This is a genomic window from Siccirubricoccus phaeus, from assembly GCF_008360935.1.
Classification (GTDB): Bacteria; Pseudomonadota; Alphaproteobacteria; order Acetobacterales; family Acetobacteraceae; genus Siccirubricoccus; species Siccirubricoccus phaeus.
Window position 1 is genome coordinate 80,115 of sequence record NZ_SRXO01000010.1, and the last position, 16,215, is coordinate 96,329.

The window sequence follows — 16,215 nt, forward strand, 5'->3', positions numbered from 1 at the left end:
AACCCAGGGTAGCTGGCCAGGCCCGTACAGGCCGGCCGAAACCCCCCGGGGCGCGACCGGAGCGCCCGGTGCCGGCCGCGGCTTTGCCATGGCCGGCTGCGCGCGACGCCGGTCGTCTCCCCGCAGCCCTCGTGGCGCCGCGGCGGGGAACTAGTCCGTGGGCGTCAGGCTCTTGATGAGCTCGAAGACCCGCTTGCGGACGGAGCTGTCGGTGATGCGGTAATAGGCCCGCACCAGCTCCAGCGTTTCCCGCCGGTGCAGGGTGTCGTCCTCGAAGCCTTCCTGCTGCTCGGCGAAGCCGATGGCGCGGCGCATGGTGTTCATGCCGCCGCCGAGCGCATCCGGCATGTCGTCGAAGAAGAAGCCGATCGGCACGTCCAGCACCCGGGCCAGGTCGAACAGCCGGCTGGCGCCGATGCGGTTCACCCCCCGTTCGTATTTCTGCACCTGCTGGAAGGTCAGGCCGAGGGCCTCGCCGAGCTTCTCCTGGCTCATGCCGAGCAGGGTGCGGCGAAGCCGGACGCGGCCGCCGACATGCACATCGATGGGGCTAGGGCGATGCTCGCGTTCGACGCGGTCCACGCCTTCCTCAGTTGCCATCGCCGTCGATCCCATAGCGCGCCAACCCCTCGAGGGCTGAAAGTCCCGGTTAAAAGGCGGACGTCGGCGAGCGCTTGGGGAGACCGGCGGCCCGTCGGCGATGGACTCCTTTTACGGGAGCATTAGGAAAGCGTCAATACTTTTGAGAATTCTCAATAAAGATCACACTCGCGGGGCGAGCGGTCTAGCAGATCGGGATACAACCCGTCTTGCCACGTAAAGTTGATATTGATTCTCAGGGAGTTGTTGCGATTCCGGGCCGGCGTGGCAGCCCGCCCAAACCCAGGGCCAGCCCCAGCGCCAGCACGGCAAGGACCAGGGGCAGCAGCAATCCCCAGCGGGCGAAGGGCGTCGGCGGCAAGGCCCCGGGCAGCGGGCCGGCCACCACCCCCGCCTCCCCCAGCCGCAGCATCAGCAGCCTTTCGCCCCGGGCATCGAACAGGGCGGAAACCCCGGTTTGCGCGGCCCGCGCCAGGGGCAGCCCTTCCTCCACCGCCCGCAGCCTGGCCGTCGCCAGATGCTGCCAGGGCCCGGCCGAGATGCCGAACCAGCCATCATTGGTGATGTTCACCAGCCAGGCCGGGCGCGGGCTGGGGGTGACGGCGGCGGGGAAGATCACCTCGTAGCAGATCAGGGCGCCGAAGGGCGGCAGGCCGGGGGGCGAGAGCAGCACCGGGCCGGGGCCGGCGGAGAAATCCATCCCCCCCGTCACCATGCGGATGGGGATGAGGCCCGAGAGCGGCATGTACTCCCCGAAGGGCACCAGATGCGCTTTGTCGTAATTTGCGCGCACCTCCCCCGCGGAATCCAGCACGGTGAGGCTGTTGTACAGATGCTCCAGCGCCCCGCCCGGCCCCCATTCCGCCCGCACCGTGCCGCCGAGCAGCCAGGCCCCGGGCCGCAGCGCCCCGGCGGCCAGGCGCATGGCCTCCGGGTCCTGGCCGAGCAGGAAGGGGCTGGCGGTCTCCGGCCAGATGACGGCGAGCGGCAGGCCTTCGGACACGGCGCGGCTGGCCTGCTCCGTCAACTCCAGGTAGTGGTGGAAATTCGGCAGGCGCTGTTCCGGGCGCCATTTCACCTCCTGCGCGATATTGCCCTGCACCAGCGCGACCTGCAGCCCGGGCGGCTCGGGCTGGGGCTGCGCCAGGCGCCAGGCGCCGAAGCCAGCGAAGAGGGCGAGCACCGCCGCCCCCGCGGCCCAGGGCCGCCAGCCGGGCAGCAGGGGCAGGCCGGCCAGCAGCAGGGTGACGAGGGAAAGCCCATGCACGCCAATGATGGCGGCGCCTTGCACCGGCAGGGCGGCGAAGGCCCAGACCGTGCCGAGCAGGTTCCAGGGGAAGCCGGTGAAGAGGAAGCCGCGGGCCAGCTCCGCCAGCACCCAGGCGCCGGCGAAGCCGGAAAGGCGCCGCCAGCCGGGCGGCAGCGCACGGGCGACCAGGGCCGGGGGAATGACGAAGAGGGCCAGGGGAATGGCCAGCGCGGGCGCGGCCAGCGGCACCAGCCACCAGAAATGCTCGACATCCGTGAGGATGGCATGGGTGACCCAGTAGATGCCCGCCAGGCTGTGCCCCCAGCCCCAGGCGAAGGCCAGCCAGGCGGCGCGGCGCCAGCTCGGCGCGGCAACGACCAGGCGGATGAGGCCGGGGATGGCGAGGAGCAGCACGGGCACGGCGTGCACGGGCGGCAGGGCCAGGGCAGACATCAGGCCGAGGCCGAAGGCGAGGAGGAGCGGAGGCACGCGGCCAGTAGGGCGGGGCAGGGGCGGCGGTCAATGGGGCTCCGTCAGGGGGCTCTGCCCCATCTGCACGAAGTCCGGAAGTCGGGGACTTTGCCCTTGGACGCAGGGCGGCCGACCCCCCAACCGGGGAGAGTCCCCCGACCCCGGTGGGAGTTTTATGCCTCGCAGGTTCAACCAGCCGACTCACGGCGGGGTCCGGGGGAAGCCTTCCCCCGGCGGAGGTGCAGGGTCGCGGGCACTGCCCGCGACGACCTCCTGCCGGGGGCTGGGGGCGAAGCCCCCATTCCCACCCGGCCGACTTCATCCCGTTATCGCTTAACCTCGCGCCTATGGGAGCCAGCCCCGGACCCCGGTCCGAGTTTCCGGTCCGTGGGTTCAGCCTGCCGACTCAGCACCCGGCGGGGTGGGGGCGGCGCGCCCCACCGGCTCCGCGAACAGGGGCAGCAGCGCCGGCAGGGTCAGCATCACCGCCACCAGCGCATAGAGCAGGCTCATCGTCAGCAGCACCCCCATGCTGGCCGTGCCGGGATGGTTCGAGAGCGCCAGGGTCCCGAAGGCCGTCCCGTTGGTCAGCGCGCTGTAGAGCACCGCCCGGGTCAGGGAGGAGGGCAGCAGCCGCCGCTCCCCATGCCGCCAGGCCGCCACGTAGTAGATGTCGAAGGCGACGCCCTGGGCGAAGAGCAGCGGCAGGGCGATGATGTTCGCCAGGTTCAGCGGCATCCCGATCAGGATGCAGGTGACGAGGGTGAGCAGCCCCGCCAGCGCCAGCGGCGCCAGGGCCAGCAGGGAAAGCCGCCAGGACCGCAGCGCCACCAGCAGCAGCAGCACGGTCAGCCCGGTGGCCAGCGTCCCCGCCACCAGGAAGCTGCGCTGGATGGTGGCGGAGCTGGCCTGGACCGAAATGGCCGTGCCGCTCGCCGCCGGCGCCACGCGCCGCACCGCGGCGGCGAAGGCCGCCATGGCCTCCGCCCGGTCGGAGAGGTCGCGCGGCCGGATTTCCACGCGTGCCCTGCCGTCCGCCGCGATCCAGTCGCGCTTCAGGCTCTCCGGCAGGGTCTCCACCGTCACCGGCGCGGCCTGCAGGGCCAGGCGGAGGGTCGCCAGCGTGTCCTGCAGCCCCGGCAGCAGGGCGGCGGCCAGCCGGGCGCGGCCGGCCGGGCCGCCCTCCGCCAGCCGCAGCAGCGCCTGGGAAAGCGGCGCCGCCACCTCCCGCAGCGCCGTCCCGGCCTTGACCAGGGCCCCGGCCGCCGCCGAATCATCCGGCGGCGGCTCGGTCTCCGGCAATTCCAGCGTCGGGCCCAGCAGGTCGGCGGCGTCGCGGATCAGGGCGAGCTTCGGCGCCTGGTCCTGCGGCACGTAGCTGGGGAGGGTGAGGGTATCCGCCACCTCCGGCAGCGCCTCCAGCCGCCGCGCCAGGGCCTCGGCCGCGGGCAGGTCGGCGGCCAGGGCTTCCAGCGTGTTCGGCGTGGTGTCCAGGTTCCGCATCAGCTCGCGGAAGGTGGAGACCGCTTCGGTATGCGGGTTGCGCAGGTTCAGCGGGTTGGTGTCGAAGCGCAGCAGCGGCAGGGCCAGCACGCAGCCCACCCCCACCAGCAGCGCGGCGGCGGCGACGCCCCTGGCATGCCGTGCCAGCCAGGAATCCAGCGGCGCGAGCATGGCATAGCCCACCCCCTCCTTCTCCGCCTTCGGCCGGGTGAAGACCAGCCAGGCGGGCAGCGTGGTGAGGCTGATGAGGACGGCGATCAGCATGCCGGCGGCGGCGATCAGGCCGAGCTCCGAAAGGCCGCGGTAATCGGTCGGCAGGAAGGCGAGGAAGCCGACGCCGAGGGCCAGGGCGGCCAGCGCGATGCCCTCCCCCGCCGTGCCGGCGGCGGCGATGAGGGCGGCGGGCAAGGGCTGGTCCTGCAGCCGGTGCCGCTGCTCCCGCAGGCAGACCGCGTACTGGATGCCGAAATCCACCCCGAAGCCGATGAACAGCACGGCGAAGGCGATGGAGAGCGGGTTGAAGGGCCCCACCACCAGCAGGCCGAAGGCGGCGGTGATGGGCAGCCCCAGCACCAGCGTGCCGAGGATGGGGAAGATCAGCCGCCCGGAGCGCAGCCCCAGCCAGAGCAGCAGGGCGACGGAGAGGAGGGAGAGGATGTTCTCCGCAATGGCGCCGCCGAAGACGGTGGAGAATTCCTCGTCGCCCATCACCAGGTCGCCGGTGAGGCGGACGCGGATGCCGTTCTCCTCGGTCAGGCCGAGGCGCCGCGCCTCGGCCCGCACCGTCTCGATGGCGTCGGCGATGGGGGCGAGGGCGCTGTAATCCGGCACCGGCCGCAGCAGCAGGAAGCGGCGGCGCATCGAGGGGTCCGAGGCCTGGCCGGTGAAGAGGGCGGCCCAATCGACCGGCGCCACCTTCCCCGCCGCCGCCTGCTGCGCCGCTGCGGTCAGCGCGGCCAGCGCCGGGGCGGTGAGGGCGCGGTCGCCCTCCCCCCGCCTCAGCCCCTCCGCCAGCAATTCCAGTGCCTTGCCGAGGCCGCGCAGGCTGGGATCGGCGGCCAGGGTGCCCAGCAGGGGCTGGGCGGCGATGATCCGCTCCGTCGCCGCCTGCACCTCCTTCTCCTCCAGGAAGAGCAGGGCGCTCTGGCGGAAGAAGGGCTCGGCACCGGGGCGGGAGACGCTGTGGAACAGCGCCTTGCGGGTGGAGAGCGCCTCGGCGAGGCGGGCGGCGGCGCGGTCGGCCTCGTCCGGGGTACGGGCGTCCAGCACCACGGCGATGACATCGGTGCGGTTGGGGAAGGCGGCGTCCATCGCCTCCTCCGTCTGCCGCCAGGGCAGGTCGGGGGGGAAGAGGTTCACCACATCCGTGTCCATGGCGAAGCGCGTCGCCACCACCCAGCAGGACCAGGCGCCGAGCAGGAGGGAGAGCAGCAGGACGAGGCGCGGCCGCGCGATGCTGGCGCGGACCAGCGCGGCGGCGAGGCGCGCCGGCCAGGCGGTGGTCATGGCTGGGGCGGAGTCACCTGCGGCGCCGGCCCTCGCAGGATGGCGGGAGTGCGGCGCGCCGCCTGCGGCGAGGGCGGAATCGGAAGGGCCGTGTCTGGCATGGCGGCGCCTCCTAGCCCCGGGGCGGGAGAAGGGGAACACCTGTTGCCGTGCGGAACCGCAGCGAGACGGCGTGCCCGGCCCGTGCGGTGAGGCCGAACCGGGCAGGAGGCAATGGCAGCAGGAGCTTCGGAAGGGATATACTTCGGGTATATCCAAGGGGCGATGGCCGTGTCGCCGGCCATGCCCGGAGCCGGGGCCTGGTCGTGGTCACCGGCGATCTCGGCGAGTTCCGGCGGGTGGCAGGGCTGCGGTCCGAGGATTGGCTGGCGCCGCCCTGAGGCAAGGGCGGGGGCGCATCCGCGGGAGGCCGATACGGCCTGGATAGTTTCCGGTTGACAATTCACGGCCTGCGCCGCCCCTTGCCCTGGCGCGGCCTTGCCGCGCCAGGCTGCGACTGGCCTCGATCGCGGGCGAATACCGGGCTCCCACGGCGTCGCGTGGCGACGTCGTGGGGACGTCATGCCTCCCGGTACAGCAGCAGCAGCACCCCGATCAGCACCAGCGCCCCCGGCCAGACCCAACGCGCCACCCGGGCCAGCCGCTCCGGCCCGCGCAGCTCGGTGAACCGGGCGCAGCCGGCCACCACCGCCATCACCGCCAGCGGCAGGTGGGAGAGCTCCACCAGCAGCGCCTCCTTCTGGTTGGAGATGGCATGGGTATGCGCCAGCAGCAGCACGCCGCCCGCCACCATGGCGGCGGGGAAGACGAAGCGCAGCCCGCCCGTCACCCGCCCCAGCCGCACCCACCATTCGGCGATGGCGAAGCCCACCACCAGCAGCGCCGCGATCTTGTGCTGCACCACCTCCGGGTCGCGCAGGCTCTCCAGCAGCCCGATCTCGCCGAGCGGCCAGGCCTCCGGGTCGGACCGCAGCAGGATGAAGCCGGCCAGCCCCAGGAACAGCAGCGGCCAGTGCCGCGCCAGCGGCACCCTGCCGGAGGCGTCCAGCAGCGCCGCCAGCCCCACCAGCAGCACCATGATGCCGGCCCAATGGTGGTTGTACTCGCTCCAGGCGATGTCCTGGGCGTTGCGCGGCGGCAGCAGCCCCTCGCCCGGGGTGAAGGCCTGCGGCCGCTGCGCCGCCTGGCGCTGCTGCCATTCGGTATCGAGCTGCGCCTGCAGCGCCGGGATCGCCAGATCGGCATGGCTTGGCGAGGTCAGCCGCGGCCATGCGGGCGTGAAGCGCTCGACGATCTCGCCCCAGGTCACCCGGTCCTCCGTCAGGTCGGCGGCCGGCGGGACGGAGGTGAGGGAGGCGGCGACGGCCAGCATGGCGAGGCCGATCAGCATCTCGCTCTCGACGAAGCGGCGGACCCGCAGCAGCCCCTCCGGCGCCGTCTGGAGGTGGTGCAGGAAGAGGAAATTGGCCCCGCCCAGCGCCAGCAGCAGCACCAGCATCACCGCCTTGGTGCCGGACATGGCGCCATAGGCGGTGCCGTACACCGCCTCCACCTCGCCGATATAGCCGCGCCAGAAGCCGAGGATGCCGAGCAGGATCAGCCCGACGCCGCCAGCCGCCAGCACCGAATAGCGCCGCCCGACCGCCCGCGCCGAGGCCGGCGTCAGCCGTCGCAGCGCGCCGAGCAGCGCCGGCAGCCCGCCGATCCAGAGCGCCGCCCCCGCCTGGTGGCTGGCCGTCGCGGCCAGCAGCAGGGCCCGCTCCTCCTCCCGCGCCAGGGCGTGGCTGCCGGCGGTGACGGCGCCCAGCAGCCCGAGCGCCGCGACGGCCAGCGCCGCCTGCCGTCCCGGGCTGGGCCGGGCCCCGGGCAGGGCCAGCAGCAGCAGGAGGAATTGCGCCAGCATCGCCAGCCCGGCGGCGAAGACGAAATCCGCCCCCAGCAGCACGCCGAAGGGCGCGTCCAAGGTCGCCGCCAGGGCGGCGAGGCCGAGCCCGCCCGTCGCCAGCGTGGCCAGGCACCCGGCTGCTGCGCCCCACAGCACCAGCCGCCGCCCCAGGCCGCGCGCCGCCGCGGCATCGCCGGGCGGCATCAGCGGCGCCAGCGGCATCGCCACCAGCAGCCAGAAGGCGATGCCGCCCAGCAGCGCGGTGCGGGCGGTGAGCTCCACCACCTGCAGCACCACATTGATGAAGCCGTAAAGATCGAGGAATTGCTCCATCAGGGCGTGCCGAGCCGGAAGGGGATGTCGCCCCGGGTGATATGGCCGTCGATCGCCAGCACCTGCCAGCGCAGCCGCCAGCCGCCCGCGGGCGCCGGCAGGCTGGGGGGAATCGCCGCCTCCAGCACCGTGTGCTCGCCGGGGGGGGCCAGCGCCAGCGCCAGCGGCTCGCCTTCCGGCGGCACCAGCAGCAGCCGGCTGCGGGCATGGTCGATGCGGCTATTGAAACGGATCGTGACGGTCCCAGGTAGGGCCGGCAGCACCGCGGCGGCGGCGGGGCTGGAGCCGATCACCACCGCATGTGCGGCGGCCGGAGTCGGCCTCAGCAGCAGCAGCGGGGCGGCGAATGTCACCAACAGACAAGCAAGCCGGGTGCGGGACAAGGCAGTCTCCTTCAGGGGGCGGCCGCGGCGCCCCCGGGGATGCTACTCCCCGGTTGCAACGCGGCGGCAAGGTGCCGCAAAAGAGGCGGAGCGCAAGGGATTGCGATGCGGAACGGTCTGCGGCCGGGGGCGGACCCGGGGCGGCATCCGATCGGGTGGAACCGCGGAGCGGTTGCTGCCGGCCGGATATGAGCTGCTCCAGACAGGCGTTTTTAGAGCAATCCCCGATCAGGTGATGCCACCTGGTCGGAGAGTGCCCAGGGGTAGGGGGCGGGGGTGATGCGGATCATTCTGGCGCAGCCAAGGGGCTTCTGCGCCGGCGTCGTCAGGGCGGTGGAGATCGTGGAACGGGCGCTGGAGAAATACGGCGCCCCGGTCTTCGTCCGCCATGAGATCGTCCACAACAAGCGGGTGGTGCAGACGCTGGAAGCCAAGGGCGCCCGCTTCGTCAACGAACTGGATGAGGTGCCGCCGGGCGCGGTCACGGTGTTCAGCGCCCATGGCGTCGCCCGCGCCGTGGAGCAGGAGGCGGCGCTGCGCGGCCTGCCGGTGCTGGATGCGACCTGCCCGCTGGTCTCCAAGGTGCATGCCGAGGGGCGGCGCTACCTGGCGCAGGGGCGCACCGTCATCCTCATCGGCCATGCCGGGCATCCGGAGGTGGAGGGGACGCTGGGGCAGATCCCCGGGGAGGTGCATCTGGTCGGCTCCGCCGAGGCGGTCGCCCGACTGCCGATCCCGCCCGACCGGCCGGTGGCCTTCGTCACCCAGACCACGCTTTCGGTGGACGACACAAGGGCGGTGATCGAGGCGCTGAAGGCGCGCTTCACCGACATCGTCGGGCCGGACACGCGGGATATCTGCTACGCCACCCAGAACCGCCAATCCGCGGTGCGGGCGCTGGCGCGGCAGGTGGAGCTGCTGCTGGTGGTGGGCTCGGCGAACAGCTCCAACTCCAACCGCCTGGCGGAGATCGGGGCCGAGGAGGGGGTGCCGTGCCACCTGATCCCCGATGCCGCCGCGATCCGTCCGGAATGGCTGGAAGGGGTGGCGACCATCGGCCTCACCGCCGGCGCCTCGGCGCCGGAGACCCTGGTGCAGGAGGTGATCGCGGCGCTCGGAAGGCTGGGGCCGGTGGAGGTCTCCACCTTGCCCGGCATCATCGAGGATGTGCAGTTCAAGCTGCCCGTCGCCCTGCTGACGCCGGAGGCGAGCGCCGCGAGCTGAGCCCCGCGGCGGCGGCGGGCGGGGCGGCGAGCGCGGCATTCCTGCCACGCCGTTCTGCTTCCCGCCTGCCGCGCCTTGACCCGGCCGCCCCGAACCCTGAAGTGCAGCGCAACATGACGGCGGCGCGACAGTCGCCCCGGTCGGATCAGCCAGGGGCGGCACCCCAGCCAGGCCCGGCCCGTAAAGAGGCAGGAGCAGACACCAGATGGGTATCCCGCTGCGCCAGCAGGTGAAGGTCGGCGCCTATATCCTGAAACAGCACCTGGCCGGGCGGAAACGCTACCCGCTGGTGCTGATGCTGGAGCCGCTGTTCAAGTGCAACCTGGCCTGTGCCGGCTGCGGCAAGATCGACTACCCGGACCCCATCCTGAACAAGCGCCTCTCGGTGGAGGAATGCCTGCAGGCGGTGGATGAATGCGGCGCGCCGGTGGTGGCGATCGCCGGCGGGGAGCCGCTGCTGCACAAGGAAATGCCGGAGATCGTCGAGAAGATCCTGGCGCGCGGCAAGATCATCATCCTCTGCACCAACGCCCTGCTGCTGGAGAAGCGGATCGAGCAGTACAAGCCGCATCCGCGCTTCACCTGGGACATCCACCTGGATGGCGACCGGGAGCAGCATGACTGGGCGGTGAGCCAGAAGGGCGTGTACGACCGCGCGGTGAAGGCGCTGACGCTGGCGAAGCAGAAGGGCTTCCGCGTCGCCATCAACGCCACGCTGTTCAACAATGCCGAGCCGGAGCGGACGGCGCGGTTCTTCGACGACGTCACCGCGATGGGCGTCGACGCCATCATGGTCTCGCCCGGCTATGCCTATGAACGGGCGCCGGACCAGCAGCACTTCCTCAACCGGCGGAAGACGAAGGAGCTGTTCCGCGGCATCTTCGCCCGCGGCAAGGGGAAGGGGTGGAAGATGGGCAACAGCCCGCTCTTCCTCGATTTTCTCGCCGGCAACCAGAGCTACCACTGCACGCCCTGGGGCAACCCGACGCGCAACATCTTCGGCTGGCAGCGCCCCTGCTACCTGCTGGGCGAGGGCTATGCGAAGAGCTTCCGGGAGCTGATGGAGACCACCGACTGGGACAAGTACGGCACCGGCAACTACGAAAAATGCGCCGACTGCATGGTGCATAGCGGCTTCGAGGCGACGGCGGTGGTGGATACGGTGAAGCGCCCCTGGAAGGCGCTGGCGGCGCAGCTCCGCGGGCCGAAGGTGACGGGCGAGATGGCGCCGGAGATCGACCTGACGAACCAGCGCCCGGCGGAATACGTGTTCAGCCGGCATGTGGAGAAGACCATGGCGGAGCTGGCGCACGACGCTCCGTCCAAGCGGGCCCCGGTGAAGGGCGCCAAGCATGGCGGGACGGCGCCGCCGGCGGTGGCGGCGGAATAACGGGGGCTCCGCCCCCGAGCCCCCCGGCAGGAGGTCGTCGCGGGCAGTGCCCGCGACCCTGCACCTCCGCCGGCGAGGATACGCCTCCCCGGACCCCGGTGCGAATTTCAGACCCGTGGGTTCAACCGCAAACTCATACCGGGGTCCGGGGACCGGTCCGGTCCCCGGCGGGGGTGCAGGGGGCAGAGCCCCCTGCCGGGGCCCGGGGGCGGAGCCCCCCTACCACCCGAAGCGACGCAGCAGTCGCTGCAGCAACTCCGGCCCCTCCACCCCCTCGCTTCCCCTGGGATTGCGCTCCGGCGCCGCCGCCGCCGGCGGGGCGTCCCGGGCGAAGCGGGCCACCGCCTCCCGGGTGCCGGCAAGCCGCAGCTCGGCGGGCTCCGCCAGGCTGCTGCCGCCGCTGCCGAGGCCGGTGATGCGCACCAGCGCCGTCTCCGCCGCCAGCAACTCCTGCTCCGCCCGCGCCGCATCCTCCGCGCGCGGGGCGCAGATCAGGGAGCGGCCCTCCAGCCCGCAGGGCAATTCCAGCATGGGGTGCGGCGGAAAGCGCAATTGCGCCGTGCCGGTCAGCGCCAGCACCCCGCGGGAGACGCCGTCCAGCGTCAGGTCCCGCGCCGTCACCGCCGGCACCAGGCGGCCGCCGCGATCCACCACCTCCAGCGCCAGGCCGGGGGTGGCGCCGGCGGGCGGCTCCGCCCAGTCCCGGTGGCGCATCTGGCAGGTGCTGCGGTCGGTCATCCGGTCGGTGGCGCAGCGCAGCCGCCAGCTCCCGATCTCGGTGGGGGCCTGGGCCGCGGCCGGGCCGAGCCAGGCGAGCAGGAGCAGAAAGCTTGCGGGGCGCCACATGACGCGGATGATAGCCAGGGTGAGGGAGGCGGCAACATGCGGATGGTGACATTTCCGGACGGCGCGCTTGTGCCGGCCCTCGGCCAGGGCACCTGGCATATGGGAGAGCGCGGCAGCGACCGGGCGCAGGAGGCGGCCGCGCTCCGCCTCGGCCTCGACCTCGGCATGACGCTGATCGACACCGCCGAGATGTATGCCGAGGGCGGCGCCGAGGAGGTGGTGGCGGCGGCGATCGCGGGACGGCGGGAGGAGGTGTTCCTCGTCTCCAAGGTCTATCCCCACAATGCCGGCGGGCGGAAGCTGGAGGCGGCGCTGGAACGCAGCCTGAAGCGGCTGCGGGTGGAGCGGCTCGACCTCTACCTGCTGCATTGGCGCGGCTCCATCCCGCTGGCCGAGACGGTGGCGGCGATGGAGCGGGCGCTTGCGGCGGGGAAGATCGCCCGCTGGGGCGTCTCCAACCTCGATGTCGATGATCTGGAGGAGCTGGGCCCGGCGCTGCCGGAGTGTGCGGCGGACCAGGTGCTCTACAGCCTGGAGCATCGCGGGGTGGAATACGACCTGCTGCCCTTCTGCCGGCAGCGCGGCATGCCGGTGATGGCCTATTCCCCGGTGGGCCAGGGCGGGCGGCTGCTGCGCCAGCCCGTGCTGGTGCAGCAGGCGAAGCGGCTGGGGGTGACGCCGGCGCAGCTTGCTTTGGCCTGGACCTTGCGGGGGGAGGGGGTGATCAGCATCCCGAAGGCGGCGGATCCGGCGCATGTGAAGCTGAACGCTGCCGCGCGGGATCTGGTGCCCGATGCCGAGGCGCTGGCCGCGCTCGATGCCGCCTTCCCGCCGCCCGGCCGGAAGCGTTCCTTGGCCATGCTTTGATTTTCCCCATGAAGCCGCTGACGCGGCTTCATGGGGGCCCCGGGTTTCGCCCCAGGCGGCCGCTGGCGCGGCGCCGTGGGGCCCATGAATGTCTTGCGATCGGGGCCTCGCACAGCCTGTCGCGGCAAAGCCGCGCCAGGGCAACGGGCAGCGCGGGACGGCAGGTTGCGCAGGCCCCGTCGTGGGCGGGGGCGGATCAGCGGCCCGTGCTACGGCCCTTCAGGGCAGTTGCTCAGGGCAGTTGCTCAGGGCAGTTGCGCCGTGGCGATCCGGTCCGGGGCGGTTTCGGCCGGCGGGGAATACCGCAGCGGCGGAAAGCCGCCCGGCGCGCCGAAGAGCAGCGGGATCAGCGCCAGCAGGCTGGCGAGGAGCAACGCCCGGATCAGAAGCCCTATTGGCATGTCGCACGCCCCAGCAGCGTTGATGACGGCAACCAGGCTGACGCCACGGCCCCGGCAGGGCCGTAACGGCAGGGATCAGGCGGTGGTCGGGGCCTCTCCCGGCAGCGGGACGTTCACCGCATCCAGATGCAGGCGTTGGACCGTGGCGGCCACCGCCGCGTCCAGCCCCGGCCGGGCGTAATAGCCGCCGCGCACATGCAGGCAGGCGGCGATCGCCTTGAGGAAATCCGTGGTCAGTTCCGGCTCCGGCGGCGGCGCTTCCTGCCAGAAGGCATCGGCGCCGCCCTGCCAGGTGAGGCCGGGGATGTTGTAGAGCGCGTCGCCCAGCACGCGCACCGCGCGGCCCAGGGCGATGGCGCGCAGCCCGAGCGTGCTGTTGACGGTGACGACGCCGCGGCAGGCGAGGATCGCCTCATCCATCGGCAGGGCGCCGGCCAGGTAGTGCACCCGCCCCTCCACCCCCGCGGCCCTGGCGATGCGGCGGATGCGCCTGCCCCAGGCCTTCAGCCCGGGATCCAGCGGATGCACCTTCACCAGCAGATGCGCCGCCGCCGGGGCGCCGCGGGCGAAGCTCTCCACCACCTCGGCGATGGCGCTGTCATTGTCCTCGAAGCGGGAATAGGCGCGCAGGGAGTAGTCATTCTCCATCTGCATGGCGAAGAGGTAGAGCGGCCCGCGCGAGGCAAGGCCACGGACCACCGCGCGGTCCCACTGCGTGGCGCGCTTGCGCCGCAGCAGCCGGAGGCCGGTACCGAGATAGGCCGGGATGGGCGGGTGCAGCAGCCAGCTTTCGTAGCGGCGGAAGCGCCAGGAGAAGAGCGTGGCGAGGTGGAAGGTCACATCCCACACCGCCTGGGTGCCGAAATCCTCCCCGAAGCGCTGGCGGAAATCCACTTCCGGGCAGGTCGCGGCCAGGGCGCGGATCGCCTCCGGCGCGCGGGGGAAGCGGCTGGAAGGGCCCATGCCGTCGCGTTCCACCACCACCCAGTCGGGGCGGAGATAGCCGAAATCCGTCACCGTCACCGCGATGCCGCGGCTTCGCGCCGCTTCGATCGCTTCCCGGTGGCGCGGCCGCTGCTCCCCCAGCAGGACCAGGTCCGTGATGCCCCTGCTGTCCAGGAAATCGGCGATGAAGCCCGGCCATTCGGCTGGGGCGCCAAGGAATTCGGCGACCTCCCCGCCCTGCCAGAAGATGCGGTCCCCGGCGCAGAGGTTGATGCGGAAAGTGGCATGGCCCAGCGCCCGCAGCCCGGCCGCCACCTCGGTGAAGAAGGGGCTGATCGGCCCTTGCAGGAAGAGGAAGCGGCGCGGCGGCAGCACCCCCTGCGTGACGGAGACAAGGCTGCCCGCAAGGCCAGGCGCGTCGAGGCGGGTGAGCGTCGTCATGCCGCCACCTGCAGCGCGGCACGCAAATCCGCGGCATTCACCAGCCCGCCACGGCGTCTTGCCGCGCGCAGCACTGTCGGGGGCGGGAAAGGACAGTAGGGCAGGGGAGTGACCTCCTCGGCAGCCACGGTTTTCGCGGCCAGTGCGGAGAGGCTATCGGCCAAAAGTTTAGCACCGGTTACGTGCAGCGCCCTGGCGGCGGCGGAGGCGGTGATCCGCACCGGCAGCGCCACTTCGCGCTGCGCCAGGATGGCCCCGGCATCGATGCGCGGCGCCAGGCGATGCAGGGTGACGCCGAAGCGCGGCATTACTTCCCCTTGGGCCTCCGCCTGCGCCCAGATGGTCGGCACCGGCCCGCGATGCCGCGGCAGCAGGGAGGGATGCACGTTCACCCCGCCGCACGGCACCACTTCCAGCGTCTCCGCCGCCAGGATCTGGTCGAAATGGAAGGTGACGAGCAGCTCCACCCGTGCCGCCCGCAGCGCCTCCCGGAAGGCGGGGGCGTTGACATCCGGCACCGGGTGCAGCTTCAGCCCGTGCCGCGCCGCCAGCCGCGCCAACGCGTCCTGCCGGCCGCATTGCCGCAGGAATTCCGGCAGCCCGTAATTCACCAGCAGATAGGGCAGAATGCCAGGGCCGGAGCGGCGGAGATGCCGCCAGGCCTGGGAAAGCGGCCCGCCGGCCCCCGGCCGGTAGAGCACGGAGCGGCCGAGCAGCGCCACCTCCCATGTCCCTCCCTTTGGGCCAGCCGCGAGGAAGGCCGCCACCGCCGCATTGCTCAGCGGGCTGTCGAGGGTGAGGAGCGCGATCCGCATCAGGAGGCCATCAGCTTCTGGCCGGCGATGGCCTGCCGCGCTTCGGTGAGCGCCGCCACGGCGCGGTCGAGGTCCGCCGCGCTGTGCTCCGCCGAGAGGAAGAAGCGCAGCCGCGCCGAGCGTTCGGGGACGACGGGGAAGAGGATGGGTTGCACGTTGATGCCCGCCTCGAACAGCGCGGCGGCCATGCGGGCGGCGAGCACCGAGCTGCCGAGGATGACGGGCACGATGCCGAGGCCGGCGGAGGCGCCGGTCTCGAACCCCGCCGCCCGGGCCTTCTTCAGGAAGCGGCTTGCATTGGCCTGCAAGGCTTCGGTGCGCCAGGGCTCGGCCTCCAGGATGCGCAGCGATTCCAGCGCGGCGGCAGCGAGCGGCGGGGCGAGGCCGACGGAATAGACGAAGCCCGGCGCGGCATGGCGCAGCAGGTCGATCAGCCGGCGGCGGCCGGCGATGTAGCCGCCGCAGGCGGAGAGGGTCTTGGAGAGCGTGCCCATCCAGATATCCACCTGCTCGGGCGGGACGCCGCATTGCTCGGCGATGCCGCGGCCGGTGGGGCCGACCACGCCGAGGGAATGCGCCTCATCGACCATGAGCAGCGCGTCGTGCCGGCGGGCCATCTCCACGAAGGGGGCGAGGGCGGGGATGTCCCCGTCCATGCTGTAATGGCCCTCGATGACGATCAGCGCGCGGCCATGCCTACGGCGCTGCGCCGCCAGCTCCCGCTCCGCCGCCTGCCAATCGTTGTGCGGGAAGGCGAGGCGGCGGGCGCCGGAGAGGCGGGCGCCCTCGGCCACGGAATTGTGGATGAGCTGGTCGTGCAGGATGAGGTCGCGCGGGCCGAGAAGCTGGCCGATGACGGTGACGTTCGTCGCATGGCCGCTGACGAAGGCCAGGCACGCCTCGGCGCCGTGATGCGCGGCGAGCGCCGCTTCCAGCGCGGCATGCACCGGGCGCTCGCCGGAGGCAAGGCGGGAGGCGGAGGCGGAGACGCCATGCCGGTCGATCGCCGCCTTGGCCGCGGCGGCGACGCGCGGATCGCCATTCAGGCCGAGGTAATTGTAGGAGGAGAAATTGACGTAGTCGCGGTTGCCGATGCTGGTATGGGCGCCGGCGACGCCGTCATGCGGGCGGAAATAGGGGCTTTCCAGGCCGAGCGCAGCACCGGCCTCGCGCACCATCTCGATGTCGCGGGCGCCGGGCAGGGTGGCAAGGTCGCGGCCGGGACTCTCGGCCGGCGCGGCCTCCTCCGGCTCCGCGCGGCGCTTGGAGAGGCGCTGCAGCAGGGCAGCGCGGGCGGTGGCGGAGAGGCCGAAACCCTGGGTCATGGTGTGGGTGCCGAGAGGGGCTCTGCCCCTC

13 protein-coding genes and 1 pseudogene are annotated in these 16,215 nt (G+C 72.4%); 4 read left to right on the plus strand and 10 right to left on the minus strand.

Annotation, left to right across the window (positions count from 1 at the left end):
• Window positions 1-150: 150 nt before the first annotated feature.
• The 3 genes from E5N76_RS15325 to E5N76_RS15335 all read right to left on the minus strand — a co-directional run bounded on the left by E5N76_RS15325 (window position 151) and on the right by E5N76_RS15335 (window position 5,329).
• On the minus strand, window positions 151-600 hold the full coding sequence (locus tag E5N76_RS15325) for a helix-turn-helix domain-containing protein (RefSeq protein WP_149538193.1): 450 nt from the start codon (window positions 598-600) through the stop codon (window positions 151-153).
• 235 nt (window positions 601-835) lie between these two features.
• On the minus strand, window positions 836-2,338 hold the full coding sequence (gene lnt, locus E5N76_RS15330; protein WP_235907718.1) for an apolipoprotein N-acyltransferase: 1,503 nt from the start codon (window positions 2,336-2,338) through the stop codon (window positions 836-838).
• 375 nt (window positions 2,339-2,713) lie between these two features.
• Window positions 2,714-5,329, minus strand: a complete 2,616-nt coding sequence (locus E5N76_RS15335) for an MMPL family transporter (RefSeq protein WP_149538194.1) — start codon at window positions 5,327-5,329, stop codon at window positions 2,714-2,716.
• A 269-nt stretch (window positions 5,330-5,598) separates the two neighbouring features.
• Between E5N76_RS15335 and E5N76_RS30535 the strand changes: the two are divergent.
• A pseudogene (locus tag E5N76_RS30535) lies at window positions 5,599-5,709 on the plus strand (VapC toxin family PIN domain ribonuclease); the annotation flags it as partial.
• Between the two features lie 179 nt (window positions 5,710-5,888).
• Here E5N76_RS30535 and E5N76_RS29535 read toward each other — a convergent pair.
• Both E5N76_RS29535 and E5N76_RS15345 read right to left on the minus strand, forming a co-directional pair.
• The gene (locus E5N76_RS29535; RefSeq protein ID WP_187830189.1) at window positions 5,889-7,547 is read right to left on the minus strand and encodes a CopD family protein; all 1,659 of its coding nucleotides are present in this window, start codon (window positions 7,545-7,547) and stop codon (window positions 5,889-5,891) included.
• Window positions 7,547-7,900, minus strand: coding sequence for a copper resistance CopC family protein (locus E5N76_RS15345; RefSeq protein WP_207791987.1), 354 nt, complete (start codon window positions 7,898-7,900; stop codon window positions 7,547-7,549). The genes E5N76_RS29535 and E5N76_RS15345 overlap by 1 nt, the downstream gene beginning before the upstream one ends.
• Window positions 7,901-8,209: 309 nt before the next feature.
• Here E5N76_RS15345 and ispH point away from each other — a divergent pair, with 309 nt between their 5' ends.
• Entirely contained in the window at window positions 8,210-9,154 is a 945-nt protein-coding gene (gene ispH, locus E5N76_RS15350) for a 4-hydroxy-3-methylbut-2-enyl diphosphate reductase (RefSeq protein ID WP_149538195.1), read from the plus strand.
• A 205-nt stretch (window positions 9,155-9,359) separates the two neighbouring features.
• Window positions 9,360-10,544: an adenosyl-hopene transferase HpnH gene (gene hpnH, locus E5N76_RS15355; protein WP_149538196.1), complete on the plus strand. Its 1,185-nt coding sequence runs from the start codon at window positions 9,360-9,362 to the stop codon at window positions 10,542-10,544.
• A gap of 219 nt (window positions 10,545-10,763) precedes the next feature.
• On the opposite strand, the gene E5N76_RS15360 is transcribed toward hpnH, so the two are convergent.
• The gene (locus E5N76_RS15360) at window positions 10,764-11,390 is read right to left on the minus strand and encodes a hypothetical protein (RefSeq protein ID WP_149538197.1); all 627 of its coding nucleotides are present in this window, start codon (window positions 11,388-11,390) and stop codon (window positions 10,764-10,766) included.
• A gap of 36 nt (window positions 11,391-11,426) precedes the next feature.
• On the opposite strand from E5N76_RS15360, the gene E5N76_RS15365 reads away from it, so the two are divergent.
• Entirely contained in the window at window positions 11,427-12,257 is an 831-nt protein-coding gene (locus E5N76_RS15365) for an aldo/keto reductase (protein ID WP_149538198.1), read from the plus strand.
• A gap of 245 nt (window positions 12,258-12,502) precedes the next feature.
• On the opposite strand, the gene E5N76_RS29540 is transcribed toward E5N76_RS15365, so the two are convergent.
• The 4 genes from E5N76_RS29540 to E5N76_RS15380 form a co-directional block, all read right to left on the minus strand.
• Window positions 12,503-12,658, minus strand: a complete 156-nt coding sequence (locus tag E5N76_RS29540; RefSeq protein WP_187830191.1) for a hypothetical protein — start codon at window positions 12,656-12,658, stop codon at window positions 12,503-12,505.
• Window positions 12,659-12,733: 75 nt separating this feature from the next.
• Window positions 12,734-14,044, minus strand: coding sequence for a capsule biosynthesis protein (locus tag E5N76_RS15370; RefSeq protein WP_149538199.1), 1,311 nt, complete (start codon window positions 14,042-14,044; stop codon window positions 12,734-12,736).
• Window positions 14,041-14,859, minus strand: a complete 819-nt coding sequence (locus E5N76_RS15375) for a formyltransferase family protein (RefSeq protein WP_149538200.1) — start codon at window positions 14,857-14,859, stop codon at window positions 14,041-14,043. The genes E5N76_RS15370 and E5N76_RS15375 overlap by 4 nt, the downstream gene beginning before the upstream one ends.
• Complete coding sequence (locus E5N76_RS15380; protein WP_149538201.1) at window positions 14,859-16,184, minus strand: aminotransferase class I/II-fold pyridoxal phosphate-dependent enzyme; 1,326 nt, start codon at window positions 16,182-16,184, stop codon at window positions 14,859-14,861. Before E5N76_RS15380 ends, E5N76_RS15375 begins: the two co-directional genes overlap by 1 nt.
• Window positions 16,185-16,215 lie beyond the last annotated feature (31 nt).